Origin of the sequence: Subtercola boreus (genome assembly GCF_003399635.1) — a bacterium.
GTDB lineage: Bacteria > Actinomycetota > Actinomycetes > Actinomycetales > Microbacteriaceae > Subtercola > Subtercola boreus_B.
Genome location: NZ_NBXB01000004.1, coordinates 19,495 through 34,327 on the forward strand (window position 1 = coordinate 19,495; position 14,833 = coordinate 34,327).

Sequence of the window (14,833 nt, forward strand, 5' to 3'; positions counted from 1 at the left end):
TTGAAACGATTCAATCAGGATACTAGCTCACAACGGACCCGAGTTGGTCGTCGAGGTTGAAGATCTCGGTGAGCTGCAGGAAGCCCTGGTCGGGGGTGCCCTCGAGGCCCCTCGAAAAACTCGGCCATCTCTGCCTGCCAGCGCTCGTTCACGGCGGTCGCCGCCATGCCTGCCTGGGCCGCAGTGAGGTCGGGAGTCTCGAAGTACCCGATCAGCAGCCCATCGTCACGGAGGAACAGCGAATAGTTCTGCCACCCTGTACGCCGCAACTCGATCAGGAACTCCGGCCAGACGGCCGCGTGCCGCCGCCGGTACTCGGCGATCTTCCCGGGGTTCACCTGCAACTGGAAGCAGACCCGCTGCAGACCGGCCATCAGGCCACCGCCCGCGCGCCGAGTAGCTGGCCAGGAGTTTCGGTGAAGACCGCGTACCGGTCTTCGAGTGCAGCGACGAGTGTAGGGTCGGGGTCGACGTAGCGGCCCGGGGAGGCGAGCCGGTCGATCACGCCCTGGAACGTCTCTCCCGGAAGCCCGGCGGCGGCCAGCATTGCCGCGCCGATCGCGCTCGACCGGTTCGTCGGCACGACGACGGGCTGCCCAAGGGCCGATGCGCGGATTCTGTTCCACACTGCGCTGCCCGAGGTGCCGCCGCCGAGGTGCTGGTGGCCGCTGCCGCCGCCCGAAATGCCGCTTGCCGAACCGGCTCTGCCCGAGTCTGCGCCGAGGTGGCCGCTGTCGCCCGCCCCGAAACCGTCCGGTCCCGCCAGCGCCCGCAGCCGCTCGATCCCGAACCCCACCACGAACGCCACGCCCTCCAACACGGAACGGAACCTCACGACAGGGTCTGCGCCGGTGTCGGGTACGCCCGACAGGTCGACCGAGAAACCACCGAACGCAGCATCCACCATCGGAAACCGCTCACCGAGCCCCACCAGCGGATACGCGACCACCGGCGACACCCCCAGCACCGTGCCGGCGAGGGCCGCCGCGACCACGCCGGGCGTGAAGAGGTAGCAGGGCGCAGGGGCGTGAGCGTGCATCCACGCCGCGCGTACCAGCGCACCCGACGGCCGCACGCCGAGGCCAGCCGCGGTCAGAGCAGTGAGCTCGTCGGAGCCGCGCGGGTCGTTGTAGGGCAGCGCGTTGCCGACCGGGCGGCCCCGCAGATCGGTCGGTACGACGGTTCCCGAGGTGCCGGCGGTCGAGAGATCAGCGATGTCGGATGCCCGTGGTGCGAGTGCGGCGGTGACGGCTGCTTGCGCACGGGCGTCGACGGTGGCGAGGTCGATGCGGAGCACGACACTCACGACGCCACCGCCCCTCGCGACGGGCGCTGTGCGAACCCGAAGGGCCCCAAATTGCTCGTGGATGCGAGCTTTGGAGCAGTTTGCGTCCTTTCGGCGGAGTGCGCGCGGCGCGGCGCGTGGGCGGAGCCAGTCGAGCGTCCACACCGCGATGTCCGGCTCCGCGAGCTGGGCCGCCGTGGGCGCGGAGGGCGCCTCACCGCGCAGCACCCACACCGTCGACAGCCCGAGCGCCGCCGCCGGCCGCACGTCGGTGTCGAGCCGGTTGCCGCATGGGTCTTCGAGAGCCCGCCCTGGGCCAGGTCGCCGACGATGCCGCCGACATCGGTTCCGGCCGGAACGACGGTGGGGAGCACGTGCGAGGGCAGCCCGAGGTCGTCGAAGAGCCCGAGTGCCCAGCCGCCCGACGCGATGTCGTAGAGGCCGGTCGTCGAGGCGACCGAGAACTCGGTGACGCGGCTGCCGCCCAACCCGTTGTGGAAGATCTCGGGCATCATCAGCATCAGGTCGGCAGCCTCGAGCATCTCGGGCCGCTCATGTGCGTCGGCGAGCATCCCGAACAGGGCCGTGATCTCGATGAGCTCGATGCCCGTGGCGCTGTACCGCCGGTCGCTGACGAACTCGGCGAGCGCGCGTTCGAAAGCCTCGACGCGGTGCGCGTCGCGGTAGGTGACGGGGTCGGCGACCCGCCCGCTCTCGGCACCGAGGTCGACGGCGGCCACGGTGAGGCCGCTCATTCGTCGACCGCCCGGAGGGTGCGGGAGGTGACGGCGTCGATGGAGCGCTCGCCGTTGTCGAGCGAGGCGCCCGTGCCTGCCACGCGGGTGACCGGCGAGCCGGCCGCGGTCCACGCGTCGACGAAGCTGTCGTCGGCGCGCTCGTCGGTGTAGAGGCGCGTGATCTCGCCCGGTGTGCCCCAGGAGTGCAGCCCGAAACCGTTGATCTTCGACGAGGGCATGGTGACGAAGATCTCGTCGCACGAGGCCATCAGGGTTCGCTTGGAGGTGGCTTCCTCGGCCACCAGCTCGAGCATGCCGAGTTCCTTCGATGCGGCGGCGAGGCCGAAGAAGCCCTTGTTGATGCGGCCGCGGCCCTTCAGCACGTCGGAGAATGCCCCGACGAGGGATCCGGATGCCCGCCGCAGCACGCCGCCCGGAACCACCACGGTCGCGTTCGAGTGGTCCATCAGCAGCATCGTCACGCGGAGGCCGTAGGTGATGACGATCAGGTCTCGGTGTTCGAGAAGCTCCTGAGCGAGGTAATAGGAGGTGGTCGAGGAGTCGATGGCGATGACGTCTCCGTCGTCGACGAGTTTCGCGACCTCCTTCGCCAGGAGGCTCTTCACCGTCGAGTCGCGGCGCATCCGCTCGCTGAACGCGCCCTCTTCGCCGGTCGAGGGAGCGACGGCGCCGCCGCGCACGCGTCGAAGCAGGGAGCGCTTCTCGAGGGAGTCGAGGTCTTTTCGCACAGTGACCGTCGAGACGCCCAGCGTGCGGGCGAGGTCATTGACCATGACGCGGCCCGTCAGAGTGAGCTCGTGGAGGATGACCTCTTCACGCACGAAGTCGTAACTTTCAGACATTGGTGCTCCGTTTGGCTGCAGTGGCGAAGAGTGGCGACGGGTCAAAAGCGGTTGGCTTTTCGTCGTTGTGGCCAACCTATTCGAAAGTAAACATTGCGTCAAGATTTGAAAAGTTACGAAAGCCAAATAACTTTCGAAACGAAGTATTGTGCTTGACAGTATGCGCTGCTGTTCATAGATTGGCCCCGCCCCCCACACCCTCCACGGTCGAAGGACTCCTGTCGTGACACCCATTCCGAAATCCGACCTCATCGCCAGGTCGAATCGATCGACACGAGCATGCACGCCCTCGTCGACGCCGCGCACGTCGACTACCTGCACCCTGACTCCGGTATCGCTGTCGCGACCTCGGCCGATGGAGAGGCGCTGACGAAGGCGATCTTCGGAGACCGGGTGGCGTGGGTCGACTGGCGCCGCCCCGGCTTCCAGCTCGGCCTCGACATGCCCCGCATCAAAACAAAGAACCCCGGCACGATCGGCGCGATCCTCGGTGGGCACGGCATCACCGCGTGGGGTGACCGTCGACTGGCCTGCTGCGTTTGGTTACGAAGGCCGTACTGCCTCCTCCGAGTACCAGGACGGCGGCAGTGACGATCGCGAAGACGCCCTTCTTCTTGTTGACGTGCTCGGACATGAGTTCGCCAACATCGGGTGTCGATAAACATCGACACCCGATGTTCCGACGTATCGAACCATTTCGCGGTTCGGGTTTTACAGATCTCACCCCAATGGTGCATCCGTTGCGCCAGTGGCCCGGAAACACACCGGCAACACGGTGGGCCTAGGCTCTCAGCATGGTTGACCTGTTCGCCGGCTATGGCGCCACACTCCTGCCCCGCAAGCCGATCAAAGGTGCGCACGCCTACGACGAGATGTTCCCGGAGCCCGACTCGTCGTCGCCGGTGGAGGCCCGCGCAGCCTACAAGGACATCTACACGGCGCTCGCCCGGATGACCCAGGAGGAGCTGCGGGGCCGCACCGATGCGCTCGCGAGTTCGTACCTCGCCCAGGGTGTGACGTTCGACTTCGCTGGCGAGGAGCGCCCGTTCCCGCTCGACGCGGTTCCGCGCGTCATAGAACAAAAGGAATGGGTCGGCGTCGAAGCCGGCATCAAGCAGCGCGTGCGGGCGCTCGAGGCGTTCCTCGCCGACATCTACGGCGCCCAGAACGCTATCCGCGACGGCGTCATCCCGGCCGGTCTGGTCAGCTCGTCGAGCCACTTCCACCGCGAGGCCGCCGGCATCGTGAGCGCGAACGGCGTGCGCATCCAGGTCTCGGGCATCGACCTGATCCGCGATGAGAAGGGTGCCTGGCGCGTTCTCGAAGACAACGTGCGCGTGCCGTCCGGTGTGAGTTACGTCATCTCCAACCGCCGCGTGATGGCCCAGACCCTGCCCGAACTGTTCGTCTCGATGCGGGTGCGGCCCGTCGGCGACTACCCCAACAAGCTGCTGCAGGCCCTCCGGGCATCCGCTCCCGAAGGCGTCGAAGACCCGAACGTGGTCGTTCTCACACCCGGTGTCTACAACTCGGCGTACTTCGAGCACACCCTGCTCGCCCGGCTGATGGGCATCGAGCTCGTGGAGGGCCGTGACCTGTTCTGCTCCGGCGGACGGGTCTGGATGCGCACGACGGCGGGGCCGACGCGCGTCGACGTGATCTACCGGCGCGTCGACGACGAGTTCCTCGACCCATTGCAGTTCCGCGCGGACTCGATGCTGGGCTCCCCGGGCATCCTGCTCGCAGCCCGGCTCGGAAACGTCACCATTGCGAACGCGGTCGGAAACGGCGTAGCCGACGACAAGCTCGTCTACACCTACCTGCCCGACCTGATCAGGTACTACCTCTCGGAGGAGCCCCTGCTGCCGAACGTCGACACCTGGCGGCTCGAAGACCCGGGAGCGCTCGAAGAGGTGCTCGACCGGCTCGACGAGCTCGTCGTGAAGCCCGTCGACGGTTCGGGTGGCAAGGGGCTGGTCGTCGGGCCCGCCGCCTCGAAGAAGGAGCTCGACGCTCTTCGCAGACGCCTGATCAAGGATCCCCGCGGCTGGATCGCGCAGCCGGTCATCCAGCTCTCGACGATCCCGACGCTGGTCGAAGACGGCATGCGGCCGCGCCACGCCGACCTCCGGCCGTTCGCTGTGAACGACGGGAAGGACATCTGGGTGCTGCCCGGCGGCCTCACCCGCGTGGCGCTGCCCGAGGGTGAGCTCGTGGTGAACTCGTCGCAGGGCGGCGGATCGAAGGACACCTGGGTGGTCGGCTTCGCCGGCGGATTCTCGCCGATCGACGGCACGGCGCCGGTCGCGCAGAACATCCAGGGGCTGGTGGCCGACCAGGCCGCCAACACCCAGGCCATCCCGATCGTGAAACACACCCCCGACCATTCGCCCTACGACAAGCCGCGCTCGCACCACGACCAGCAGGAACAGCAGCAGCAGGTGCGCCTCGGCGCGCCGCTCACGCTGCCCCACTCCTCCCCCCTCGCTGCCCTCCACCCCTCCCTCCACCCCTCCCTCCACCCCTCCCTCCACCCCTCCCCCCACCCCGCCAATTGCGACTCTCCCGGATACGTGAGACCGGCGCGCGCGCCTCATTTGTCCACAGGTGTCTCACGTACGCGGCCTCTGATTGCCCCTACCGAGCGTGAGGGTGACCGCTGATGTTGAGCCGCATTGCCGAGAGCCTGTTCTGGATCGGGCGCTACATCGAACGAAGCGACGGCACCGCGCGCATCCTGGACGTGCACCTGCAGCTGCTGCTCGAAGACCCGTGGATCGAGGAGAACCTCGCCTGCCGGTCGCTGCTCGCCGTGATGGGTGCCGACATCCCGCCGGACGACCACGAGCTGACCCGCGCCGACGTGCTGGACATCCTCGCCGTCGACCGCACCCAGCCCGCATCGATCGCCTACTCGCTCGGCGCCGCCCGCGAGAACGCCCGTCGCGCCCGCGAGATCGTCTCGACCGAACTCTGGGAGTGCCTGAACACGACCCGCGCGCGCATGCCGCGCCGCATCGCCGTTGAGAAGACGCACGAGTTCTTCGCCTGGGTCAGGGAGCGCTCGGCGCTGGCCGTCGGCATCCAGGAGTCCGCGGCATCCAGAGACGAGGCGTGGCACTTCTTCACGCTCGGCCGCTCGCTCGAACGGGCCGACATGACGGCCAGGCTGCTCGCGACCCGCTCCCTGACCGAGGCGTCGGGGCCGTCATGGACCACGATCCTCCGCTCGTGCGGGGCGTACGAGTCCTACCTCCGCACGTACCGCGGGGTGCCGTCTGCGCGGAACGCCGCCGAATTCCTGCTGCTCGACAGGCTCTTCCCGCGCTCGATCCTCTACTCGGTGTCGCGCGCCGAGCAGAGCCTCCGCGACATCGAACCGCGGAACACCCGCCTCGCGGTCACCGACCAGGCCCAGCGCCTGCTCGGCCAGATCCGCAGCCAACTGGAGTACCGACCGATCATGGACATCCTGCACGACCTCCCGCACCAGATGGATCTCGTGCAGGAGGCGACGAGCGAGGCATCCGAGGCCATCCGCCAGCGGTACTTCCCAACGAACCCCGCACCGAGCTGGGTGGGAGAACACGTATGAACCGCCTCCGGATCAGGCACGTCACCGGTTACCGCTACGAAGGCGAGGTGGGGGCGTCGTACAACGAGGCGAGGATGCTCCCCGTGTCGTCCGACGGACAGTTCGTCTTGTTCTCCCAGCTCGACATCTCGCCGCTGTCGTCGAACCACACCTATCTCGACTACTGGGGTACCCGGGTGTCGTCGTTCGAGGTGCTGACGCCGCACAAGGAGCTCTCCCTCACGGCGAACTCGTTGATCGAGGTGCGCCCCCGCGTGCATCCACCGCACCAGCTCGGCTGGGAGGCGTTGCACGAGGCCGCCGCGCGGGTGACGTCGACCATCGAACAGGTGAAGCAGACCAAGCTCACCGACCCGCCGGCGGAGGTCGCCGCGCTGGCCCGCACCATCGCCGCGTCGCATGACAACGTCTGTGACGCAGCTCTTGCCATCTGTGCCGAGATCGGCAATCAGGTCGAGTACATGACCGGGGTGACGGGCGTGCACACGAACGCGCGGGAAGCCTGGGTCGAGAAGAAGGGCGTCTGCCAGGACATTACGCACATCGCCCTCGGGGCGTTGCGATCGGTGGGGATCCCGGCGCGGTACGTCTCGGGGTACCTGCACCCGAAGCCGTCGGCCGGGGTCGGCGAGACGGTGACGGGGGAGTCGCACGCCTGGGTCGAATGGTTCTGCGGCGACTGGCGGGGCTTCGACCCGACGAACTCGATCGACATCGGCGACCGGCACGTGACCGTCGGGCGCGGGCGCGACTACAACGACGTGGCGCCGCTCCGCGGGGTGTACGCCGGCCCGTTCGGCTCGCGCCTCTTCGTGAAGGTGGAGATCACGCGCGAGGCCTGACCCTGGGCGGCGTGCCCCGCGCACCCCGCCCCGCGCACCCCGCCCCGCGCACCCCGCCCCGCGCACCCCGCCCCGCGCACCCCGCCCCGCCCCGCCCGCGCGTCCCGCGCCGCCCGCGGCCACCTGCCGCCGCCCCGCGCCGGGTGCGCAATTCAGGCATATGGCGTCGCCGAGTAGCCCTCGTGCATGGCGGGCCGCACCTCCTGAATTGGCGCACGCGGTTAGGGTGGGAACGTGCCCCACTTCACCGACGAACACGGCGTTCGCATCACCTACTACCGCTGGCTGGTCGAGAACCCGCGGGGTGTTGTGCAGATCTCTCACGGGCTCGGGGAGTACGCCGGCCGGTACGTCGAGCTCGCGGGCGAGCTGAACGCGGCGGGCTACTCCGTCTACGCGAACGACCATCGCGGTCACGGCCAGACCGGCCTCGACCAGCACCACGGCGACCGCACCCAGTTCGGGCGTCTCGGCCCCGGCGGGCTGCGGGCGACATTTGCGGGCATCCGCCAGTTCACCGCCCTCATCGCGGGCAAGAACCCCGGACTGCCGCTGTTCCTGCTCGCCCAGAGCTGGGGCTCGCTGATGGCACAGATCATCGTCAACGGTTCGTCGCGCCCCTACGCCGGTCTCGTGTTGGTCGGCTCGGCGTACCGGATGCCCGGATCCATGGATGGCGGAGACCTCAGCCGCCGCCACCGCCCACCCGGCGGCGGCCACGGGTACGAATGGCTGAGCCGCGACGTGGCCGTGCAGACGGCAGCCGCGGCCGACGAGTTCATGTTCGAAGCGAAGGTTCTGAAGCTGTTCGGGTTGGCAGACGGGCTCCGCCTCTTCGGCCGCCCGGCGCGGCACTTCGACAGCGACCTCCCGGTGCTCATCCTGTCGGGAACCGACGACATCCTCGGCGGGGAGAAGAGCGCCCAGAAGCTCGCCTCGGCCTACCGGCGCGGCGGTCTCACCGACGTGACGGTGCACCTGTACCCGGATGCCCGCCACGAGGTGCTGCGGGAGACCAACCGCGCCGAGGTCGTCGCCGACCTCTCCGCCTGGCTCGCCTCCCACGCCCCACTCCCGGCCTGACCCCCGCCCCGCCCGCCACCCCCGCCCGCCACCCCCACCCCACCTCACCGCACACGTCCCCACCCTCTCCACGTCCCCCACCCTCCCCACCACGCAATCGAATCACCGAAAACTGTCGCTCAGACGCGCGCATACCGACAGTTTTCGGTGTCTCGGCAAGGGCTGGCGGGCGGAGGCACGAGGTTTACGATGAAGCTATGCATGGTGAATACAAGGTTCCGGGCGGCAAGCTGGTCGTGGTCGACCTCGAGGTGCGGGACGGGGTGTTCGCCGATTTCCGGCTGGCGGGCGACTTCTTCCTCGAGCCCGACAGCGCGCTGGATGACATCAACCGCGCCGTGAACGGGCTCTCCGCCGACAGCGAGGCCTCTGCGATCGCCGCCGCGATCAAGGCGGCCCTCTCCAAGGACGTGACGATGCTCGGCTTCAGCGCCGAGGGCGTTGCCGTGGCGATCCGCCGCTCACTTGCCAAGGCGACGAGCTGGCGCGATTACGACTGGCAGGTGATCCACTCGAAGGCCGTACCGCCCGTGATGCAGATGGCACTCGACGAGGTGTTGGCCGTCGAAGTGGGCGAGGGGCGTCGGGCGCCGACGCTGCGCATCTGGGAGTGGGATTCGCCTGCCGTCGTCATCGGCAGCTTCCAATCGCTGAAGAACGAGGTCGACCCCGAGAATGCGGCGAAGTTCGGCTTCGACGTGGTGCGCCGGGTCAGCGGCGGCGGGGCCATGTTCATGGAGGCCGGATCGGTCGTCACCTATTCGATCTATGCCCCGGCCGATCTCGTGCAGGGCCTCAGCTTCGCGGATTCCTACGCGTTCCTCGACGAATGGGTGCTGATTGCCCTCAAATCGCTCGGAATCGACGCCAGTTACGTTCCCCTCAACGACATCTCGAGCCCCAGCGGCAAGATCGGCGGGGCCGCCCAGAAGCGCCTCGGCAACGGCGCGGTGTTGCATCACGTGACCATGAGCTACGACATCGACGGCGAGAAGATGGTGCAGGTTCTGCGCATCGGTCGCGAGAAGATGAGCGACAAGGGCACGAAGTCCGCTGCGAAGCGCGTCGATCCGTTGCGCAGCCAGACGGGTCTCTCCCGCGAGGAGATCATCGATCGGATGATCGACACCTTCACCTCGCTCTACGGCGCCACCACCGGTGATGTCACCGACGACGAATACGCCCAGGCAGCCGCACTGGTCGAGACGAAGTTCGGCACCCGCGAGTGGATCGAGCGCGTTCCCTGATCGACCGGTGAAAGAGTCGGGCCGAAGCTCAGCCGCGCTCGACCAGCTCGTAGTACTCCGGATGCCCGTCGATCCAGCCCGCGACGAACGGGCATTCGGGAACGACTTTCAGCCCGGTGTTGATGCGCACGTCATCCAGGGCGCCCTTCACGAGGTTGCCACCGAGCCCGCTCTTCCGGCGGGACGGATCCACCTCTGTGTGGGTGAACACGATGGCGTCACCCACCGTGCGGTAGTCGGCGAGCCCGGCCTCCCGGTCGTCGACAACGAGAACGTAGCGATGGTGGTCAGCTTCGTGACGGATCAGAGTGCTCATTGACCTCGACAGTACGCCGGGCATCCGGCGACTGCGAGTTGCCGCTCCGGGGGTGGCGCGAGGACTGCCACAATGAGAACATGCCCACCCCGCCCCGCGAGAATCCGATGCCGGCGGGGGCGGACGGCCGTGTCATCCAGGCCGACAACCTCGACGTGCTCCCCACTCTCGAGAGCGGATCCGTCACTCTGATCTACCTCGATCCGCCGTTCAACACCGGTCGCGTGCAGCGCCGCCAGGGCACGACCGCCGTGCGTGCGGAGGCCGGAACCGGATCCATCACCGGCTTCAAGGGCAACAGTTACGACCGCATCAAGGGCGACCTGCTGCGCTACGACGACGCCTTCGAGAACTACTGGGAGTTCCTCGAACCCCGCCTTCTGGAAGCCTGGCGCCTGCTCGCCGACGACGGAACGCTCTACCTGCACCTCGACTACCGGGAGGCGCACTACGCCAAAGTGCTGCTGGATGCGCTCTTCGGGCGGGAGAGTTTTCTGAACGAGATCATCTGGGCGTACGACTACGGCGCCAAGGCGAAGACACGCTGGCCGACGAAGCACGACACGATTCTCGTCTACGTGAAGAACCCGCAGGGCTACTACTTCGACTCCGAGACGGTCGATCGGGAGCCCTACATGGCGCCCGGTCTCGTGACGCCGGAGCGGGCGGCTCGCGGCAAGCTCCCGACCGACGTCTGGTGGCACACGATCGTGTCGCCGACCGGCCGCGAGAAGACCGGCTACCCGACGCAAAAACCGGAAGGGGTGCTGCGGCGCATCGTGCAGGCGTCATCGCGGGAAGGCGACCTCGTGCTCGATTTCTTTGCGGGCAGCGGAACGACGGGCGCGGTGGCGTCGGCGCTCGGGCGCCGGTTCCTTCTGATCGACCAGAACCCCGAGGCGATCGCCGTCATGCAGAAACGCCTGCCTGCTGCGACCTTCGAGTAGATCGCTGCAGGCAGGCGCCTGGGGGTGCGGGCAGAGAGACGCGGGCGCGTCAGGCCCCGTGCCTGGGCTGGTGGGCGGCTCCGGATGCCGGTTCCACCGGTCCCCGGTCGCTTTCGTCGCTCGTGCCGGGCTCGACCATCGCGCCCGTCGCGTTCGCGGCAGAGAGCGCTTCGGCGGCCAAAGCGCCTTCCGCGGCATCCAGATCGCTCGCCTCCTGCATGGCCGACTTCTGCCGGAGCGGAGGTGCCTTCAGGAACAGGGCCAGCACGAACGCCACGGTGACGACGGCCATGGTGATCCAGAACACGGAGGCGATCGCGTAGGAGAACCCACTGAGGAATGGGAAGGCCAGGCGCGGGTCGATCACGTTGAGAAACGAGGTGTCGCCGTTCAGGGCGTTGCTGATCGCCGTGAAGTCCTGCGTCTGGATCCAGCCGAGGATCTGCGTGTTCGCCGAGTTGCCGACGACGGATGGGTCCTGCGCCGCCGCAGCGATCCCGGCCTGCGTCGAGGGCAGGGCGAATGCATCCGTGACGGTCTGCGGCAGGCGCGTGAAGATGAACGAGAAGACGACGGCGGTGCCCAGCGTTCCACCGATCTGGCGGAAGAACGTCGACGCACTCGTCGCCACGCCGATGTCGCGCGGACCGACCGAGTTCTGCGAGGCGATGGTGAGCGTCTGCATCATCTGGCCGAGCCCGAGGCCGACGATGAACATGCTGATCATCACGTACCAGAGCTGGGTGTCGACCCGGAGGAACGTCAGGAGGAAGAATCCGATGGCCATCAGCGCGGTGCCGATCACGGGGAACTTCTTGTACCGTCCGGTGCGGGCGATGAGTTGGCCGCTGACGATGGATGCCGTCATCAGGCCGAGGATCATCGGCAGCATCAAAAAGCCCGACTCCGTGGGCGTCGCGCCCTTCACCAGTTGCAGGTAGAGCGGCAGCGTGAGCAGAGCGCCGAACATCCCGAACCCGACGAGCACACCCAGAACGGTCGCCACCGAGAAGGTGGAGGAGCGGAACAGCTTCAGCGGGATCAGGGCGTCATCGCCCATCCTGCGCTCGACGAACAGGAACGCGGCGATGCCGACGGCCGACAGGATGTAGCAGAGCCACGCTCCACCCGATCCCCAGCCCCATTCGCGACCCTGTTCGGCGATCAGCAGCAACGGAACGAGCGCGAGGATGACCGTGGCAGCGCCCCACCAGTCGATGCGCACGCCCGGGCGCTTGGTGAACGGCAGGTGCAGGAATCGCAGCACGACGCCGAGAGCGACGATGCCGATCGGGATGTTGATCAGGAACACCCAGCGCCAGCCGGTGATGAAGACGATCTCGGGGGCGCCGGAGAGCAGGCCGCCGAGGAGCGGCCCGATCACGCTGGCGATACCGAAGGTGGCCAGGAAGTAGCCCTGGTACTTGGCGCGCTCGCGGGGAGCGAGCATGTCGCCCATGATTGCGAGCGGGAGGGCCATCAGACCACCGGCGCCGAGGCCCTGGATGCCGCGGAAGATGGCGAGCTCGTACATCGAGGTCGACAGGCCCGAGAGCAACGATCCGACCAGGAAGATGCTGATCGCGATGATGAACAGCGGACGGCGGCCGAAGATATCGGAGAGCTTTCCGTAGATCGGCGTGCTGATCGTCGACAGGATCAGGTAGGCGGTCGTCACCCACGCCTGCAGGGCGAGCCCGTCGAGGTCGTCGGCGATCGTGCGCATCGAGGTGCCGACGATCGTCTGGTCGAGGGCCGACAGGAACATCCCTGCCATCAGGGCGAAAATGATGACCAGGATCTGGCGGTGGGTCATCACGCCGCCGGCGTCCTTGATCGACTGGGCCCGGGCCTGGCCTGAAGTGGTTGTGCGTGACATGGATGTCCTGATCTGAAAAAGTTTGCGGAGACTGCAAAGTTACACCCGACGTAACTTCCTTGCAAGATGGCAAGCTTTGACCCCAGTAGGGCTTGCAATTGCAACCCGGAGGTTATTCATAGATCTGTATGTTGTGGTTAGAGAGTGACGATTACTACGCGACGCTCGTTTATTGCTCTGGTGGCCGGATCCGGACTCCTTGCCATCGCCGGCTGCACCGACAGCAACGCGTTCGGTGAATCGGCCCCCACCGCCTCCGCAGCCGCCGCGCCCACTGTCACCGGGGTGAGCGTCGCGATCGGGTCCCTGACGGGTGGAACGGCTGTGAGCCTCACCGGGTCGGGACTCGCTGACGTCGTCGTTGTCACCGTGGGCGGCGCTGCCGCGACATCCCTCACCGTCGACGAGGCCGGTGCGGTCTCGTTCCTGACGCCTGCCGCGGTGGACCACCAGCCGGCGACCGCCGCGATCGCCCTGGCCTTCGCAGACGGAACCAGCCTCGACGCCGGCACGCCCTTCTCCTACCAGGCCGTCACGGCTGTCGATCGGCAACTCCAGTACGCCTTCACCTACTGGCAGGACTACAACCTGGCGGAGTGGAGCCGGTTCAGCGACAACGACTGCGGCAACTTCGTCAACCAGACCCTGCTCGCGCGCGGCTGGCAGCAGAACAGCGACTGGTACAGCGACTACGCCACCACCGGCGACTACAGCCTGAGCTGGATCCGTGGCAACGAGATGGACGACTACCTCAATTCCCGTGACGACACCACGCGGCTCGACCTGTCGCAGCGGGCCTCGGTGAAGGTGGGTGACGTCGTGATGTTCGACTGGGATCCCGAGAACGACAACGGCGTGGACCACACCATGCTCGTCTCCCGGGTGGATGTGAACCCCGACGGCACCAACGCCATCAAGCTCGTCGGGCACACCCTCGATGCGCAGTACCGCGACTTCGACGGGGCGATCACGGTCGAGAACCCGGGCGGGACCGCCCACTTCTACAGCATCGCCTGAGGCGTTTCGCAGGTCTCCACCCCTACACTGGGCGGGTGTCCGATGCCGTTCCACCCGATCGCCGACCTCGCGGGGCCGAAGGTCGTGCGAGGTCCACGCTCTCCCGCGAGACGCCGCAGGCTCCGGATGACCGGCGGCGGCAACTGCGGAGGCGACGCATCATCGCAGCAGCGCTGATCCTCGTCGTGATCGCGGCCTTCGTGGCGGGAACCGTGGTTGCGCTGAACGCTGTCGCGCACCAGTTCCAGGCGGGTGCGGCAGCGGCTGCCCTGCCCGGCAGCACGGCTTCGCCCTCCGCATCCGTGCCCGCCTCCTCGACGCCATCCGTCCCGCCCTCGCCGAGCGCCTCGGCGGTTCCGGCAGCGCCGCCGGCGCCACCCGTACCGCCAGCGTTCGACAAGACGGCCCATTCGATCGACGACCCGAACAGCATTTGGGTCGTCGTGAACAAGCAGCGCCCTGTCGCCGACGGCGCGAACTTCGTTCCCCCGAACCTCGTCGATCTGCCGAGCGACATGCCCGATCCGCTCGGGTACATGCTGCGCTCCGACGCCGCTGACGCCCTGCATTCGATGTTCGCCGCGGACAAAGCCGAGGTGGGAACGCAGTTGATCGCCCAGAGCGGTTACCGCGACTACGGCGTACAGGTGCGGGCGTATCAGCACTACAAGGACGCCCTCGGCGTCGCTGGCGCTGACAAGACCAGTGCGCGTCCCGGTTTCAGCGAGCACCAGACCGGACTCGCCATGGACATCATGGACACCTCGAGTGGCTGCGACCTCGAGACCCCCTGCTTCGGCAGCGCGCCGTCAGGCGTGTGGCTCGCCGCCAACGCCTACCGGTTCGGCTTCATCCTGCGTTACCCCGCCGACAAGACCGCCGTGACGGGCTACGAGTACGAGCCCTGGCATTTCCGCTTCGTCGGAGTCGCCCTGGCCACCGAGATGCACAATACCGGCGTCGAGACCCTCGAGGAGTTCTTCGGCCTGCCTGCAGCCCCCGACTACGCGGGCTGACCTGCC

General features: G+C 67.5%; 14 protein-coding genes and 1 pseudogene. 9 read left to right on the forward strand and 6 right to left on the reverse strand.

Annotation, left to right across the window (positions count from 1 at the left end; all coding sequences use genetic code 11):
* Positions 1–14: 14 nt before the first annotated feature.
* From B7R22_RS00870 to B7R22_RS00885, 4 genes are read right to left on the reverse strand one after another with little or no spacing between them, the layout of a single operon-like run.
* Positions 15–374: an L-rhamnose mutarotase gene (locus B7R22_RS00870; protein WP_367379168.1), complete on the reverse strand. Its 360-nt coding sequence runs from the start codon at positions 372–374 to the stop codon at positions 15–17.
* Entirely contained in the window at positions 374–1,306 is a 933-nt protein-coding gene (locus B7R22_RS00875) for an FGGY-family carbohydrate kinase (protein ID WP_147305259.1), read from the reverse strand. The genes B7R22_RS00870 and B7R22_RS00875 overlap by 1 nt, the downstream gene beginning before the upstream one ends.
* Positions 1,303–2,040 carry an FGGY family carbohydrate kinase gene (locus tag B7R22_RS00880; protein ID WP_116409949.1) on the reverse strand — a complete coding sequence of 246 codons (738 nt, stop codon included), beginning with the start codon at positions 2,038–2,040 and terminating at the stop codon, positions 1,303–1,305. The genes B7R22_RS00875 and B7R22_RS00880 overlap by 4 nt, the downstream gene beginning before the upstream one ends.
* The gene (locus B7R22_RS00885) at positions 2,037–2,885 is read right to left on the reverse strand and encodes a DeoR/GlpR family DNA-binding transcription regulator (protein WP_172582130.1); all 849 of its coding nucleotides are present in this window, start codon (positions 2,883–2,885) and stop codon (positions 2,037–2,039) included. The genes B7R22_RS00880 and B7R22_RS00885 overlap by 4 nt, the downstream gene beginning before the upstream one ends.
* Before the next feature lie 264 nt (positions 2,886–3,149).
* Between B7R22_RS00885 and B7R22_RS00890 the strand changes: the two are divergent.
* From B7R22_RS00890 to B7R22_RS00920, 6 genes and pseudogenes are all read left to right on the forward strand, one after another.
* Positions 3,150–3,404: pseudogene (locus B7R22_RS00890) on the forward strand (class II aldolase/adducin family protein); the annotation flags it as partial.
* A 275-nt stretch (positions 3,405–3,679) separates the two neighbouring features.
* A complete protein-coding gene (locus tag B7R22_RS00895; protein ID WP_253258801.1) occupies positions 3,680–5,548 on the forward strand; it encodes a circularly permuted type 2 ATP-grasp protein in 1,869 nt (622 codons plus the stop codon).
* Positions 5,548–6,480, forward strand: coding sequence for an alpha-E domain-containing protein (locus B7R22_RS00905; RefSeq protein ID WP_116409951.1), 933 nt, complete (start codon positions 5,548–5,550; stop codon positions 6,478–6,480). The genes B7R22_RS00895 and B7R22_RS00905 overlap by 1 nt, the downstream gene beginning before the upstream one ends.
* Entirely contained in the window at positions 6,477–7,322 is an 846-nt protein-coding gene (locus tag B7R22_RS00910; RefSeq protein ID WP_116409952.1) for a transglutaminase family protein, read from the forward strand. The genes B7R22_RS00905 and B7R22_RS00910 overlap by 4 nt, the downstream gene beginning before the upstream one ends.
* A gap of 234 nt (positions 7,323–7,556) precedes the next feature.
* Positions 7,557–8,405: a serine aminopeptidase domain-containing protein gene (locus B7R22_RS00915; protein WP_116409953.1), complete on the forward strand. Its 849-nt coding sequence runs from the start codon at positions 7,557–7,559 to the stop codon at positions 8,403–8,405.
* Positions 8,406–8,602: 197 nt separating this feature from the next.
* The gene (locus B7R22_RS00920; protein WP_116409954.1) at positions 8,603–9,652 is read left to right on the forward strand and encodes a lipoate--protein ligase family protein; all 1,050 of its coding nucleotides are present in this window, start codon (positions 8,603–8,605) and stop codon (positions 9,650–9,652) included.
* Between the two features lie 28 nt (positions 9,653–9,680).
* Here B7R22_RS00920 and B7R22_RS00925 read toward each other — a convergent pair whose 3' ends face one another.
* Positions 9,681–9,968 (reverse strand): GNAT family N-acetyltransferase, encoded by a 288-nt coding sequence (locus B7R22_RS00925; protein WP_116409955.1) that lies wholly within the window; start codon positions 9,966–9,968, stop codon positions 9,681–9,683.
* A gap of 80 nt (positions 9,969–10,048) precedes the next feature.
* Here B7R22_RS00925 and B7R22_RS00930 point away from each other — a divergent pair, with 80 nt between their 5' ends.
* Positions 10,049–10,915 (forward strand): DNA-methyltransferase, encoded by an 867-nt coding sequence (locus tag B7R22_RS00930; protein ID WP_116409956.1) that lies wholly within the window; start codon positions 10,049–10,051, stop codon positions 10,913–10,915.
* A 49-nt stretch (positions 10,916–10,964) separates the two neighbouring features.
* Here B7R22_RS00930 and B7R22_RS00935 read toward each other — a convergent pair whose 3' ends face one another.
* The gene (locus tag B7R22_RS00935) at positions 10,965–12,794 is read right to left on the reverse strand and encodes an MDR family MFS transporter (protein ID WP_437184122.1); all 1,830 of its coding nucleotides are present in this window, start codon (positions 12,792–12,794) and stop codon (positions 10,965–10,967) included.
* 180 nt (positions 12,795–12,974) lie between these two features.
* Between B7R22_RS00935 and B7R22_RS00940 the strand changes: the two genes are divergently transcribed.
* Both B7R22_RS00940 and B7R22_RS00945 read left to right on the forward strand, forming a co-directional pair.
* Positions 12,975–13,811, forward strand: a complete 837-nt coding sequence (locus B7R22_RS00940; protein ID WP_172582131.1) for an amidase domain-containing protein — start codon at positions 12,975–12,977, stop codon at positions 13,809–13,811.
* A gap of 35 nt (positions 13,812–13,846) precedes the next feature.
* Positions 13,847–14,827 (forward strand): M15 family metallopeptidase, encoded by a 981-nt coding sequence (locus tag B7R22_RS00945; RefSeq protein WP_253258802.1) that lies wholly within the window; start codon positions 13,847–13,849, stop codon positions 14,825–14,827.
* Positions 14,828–14,833: the final 6 nt, after the last annotated feature.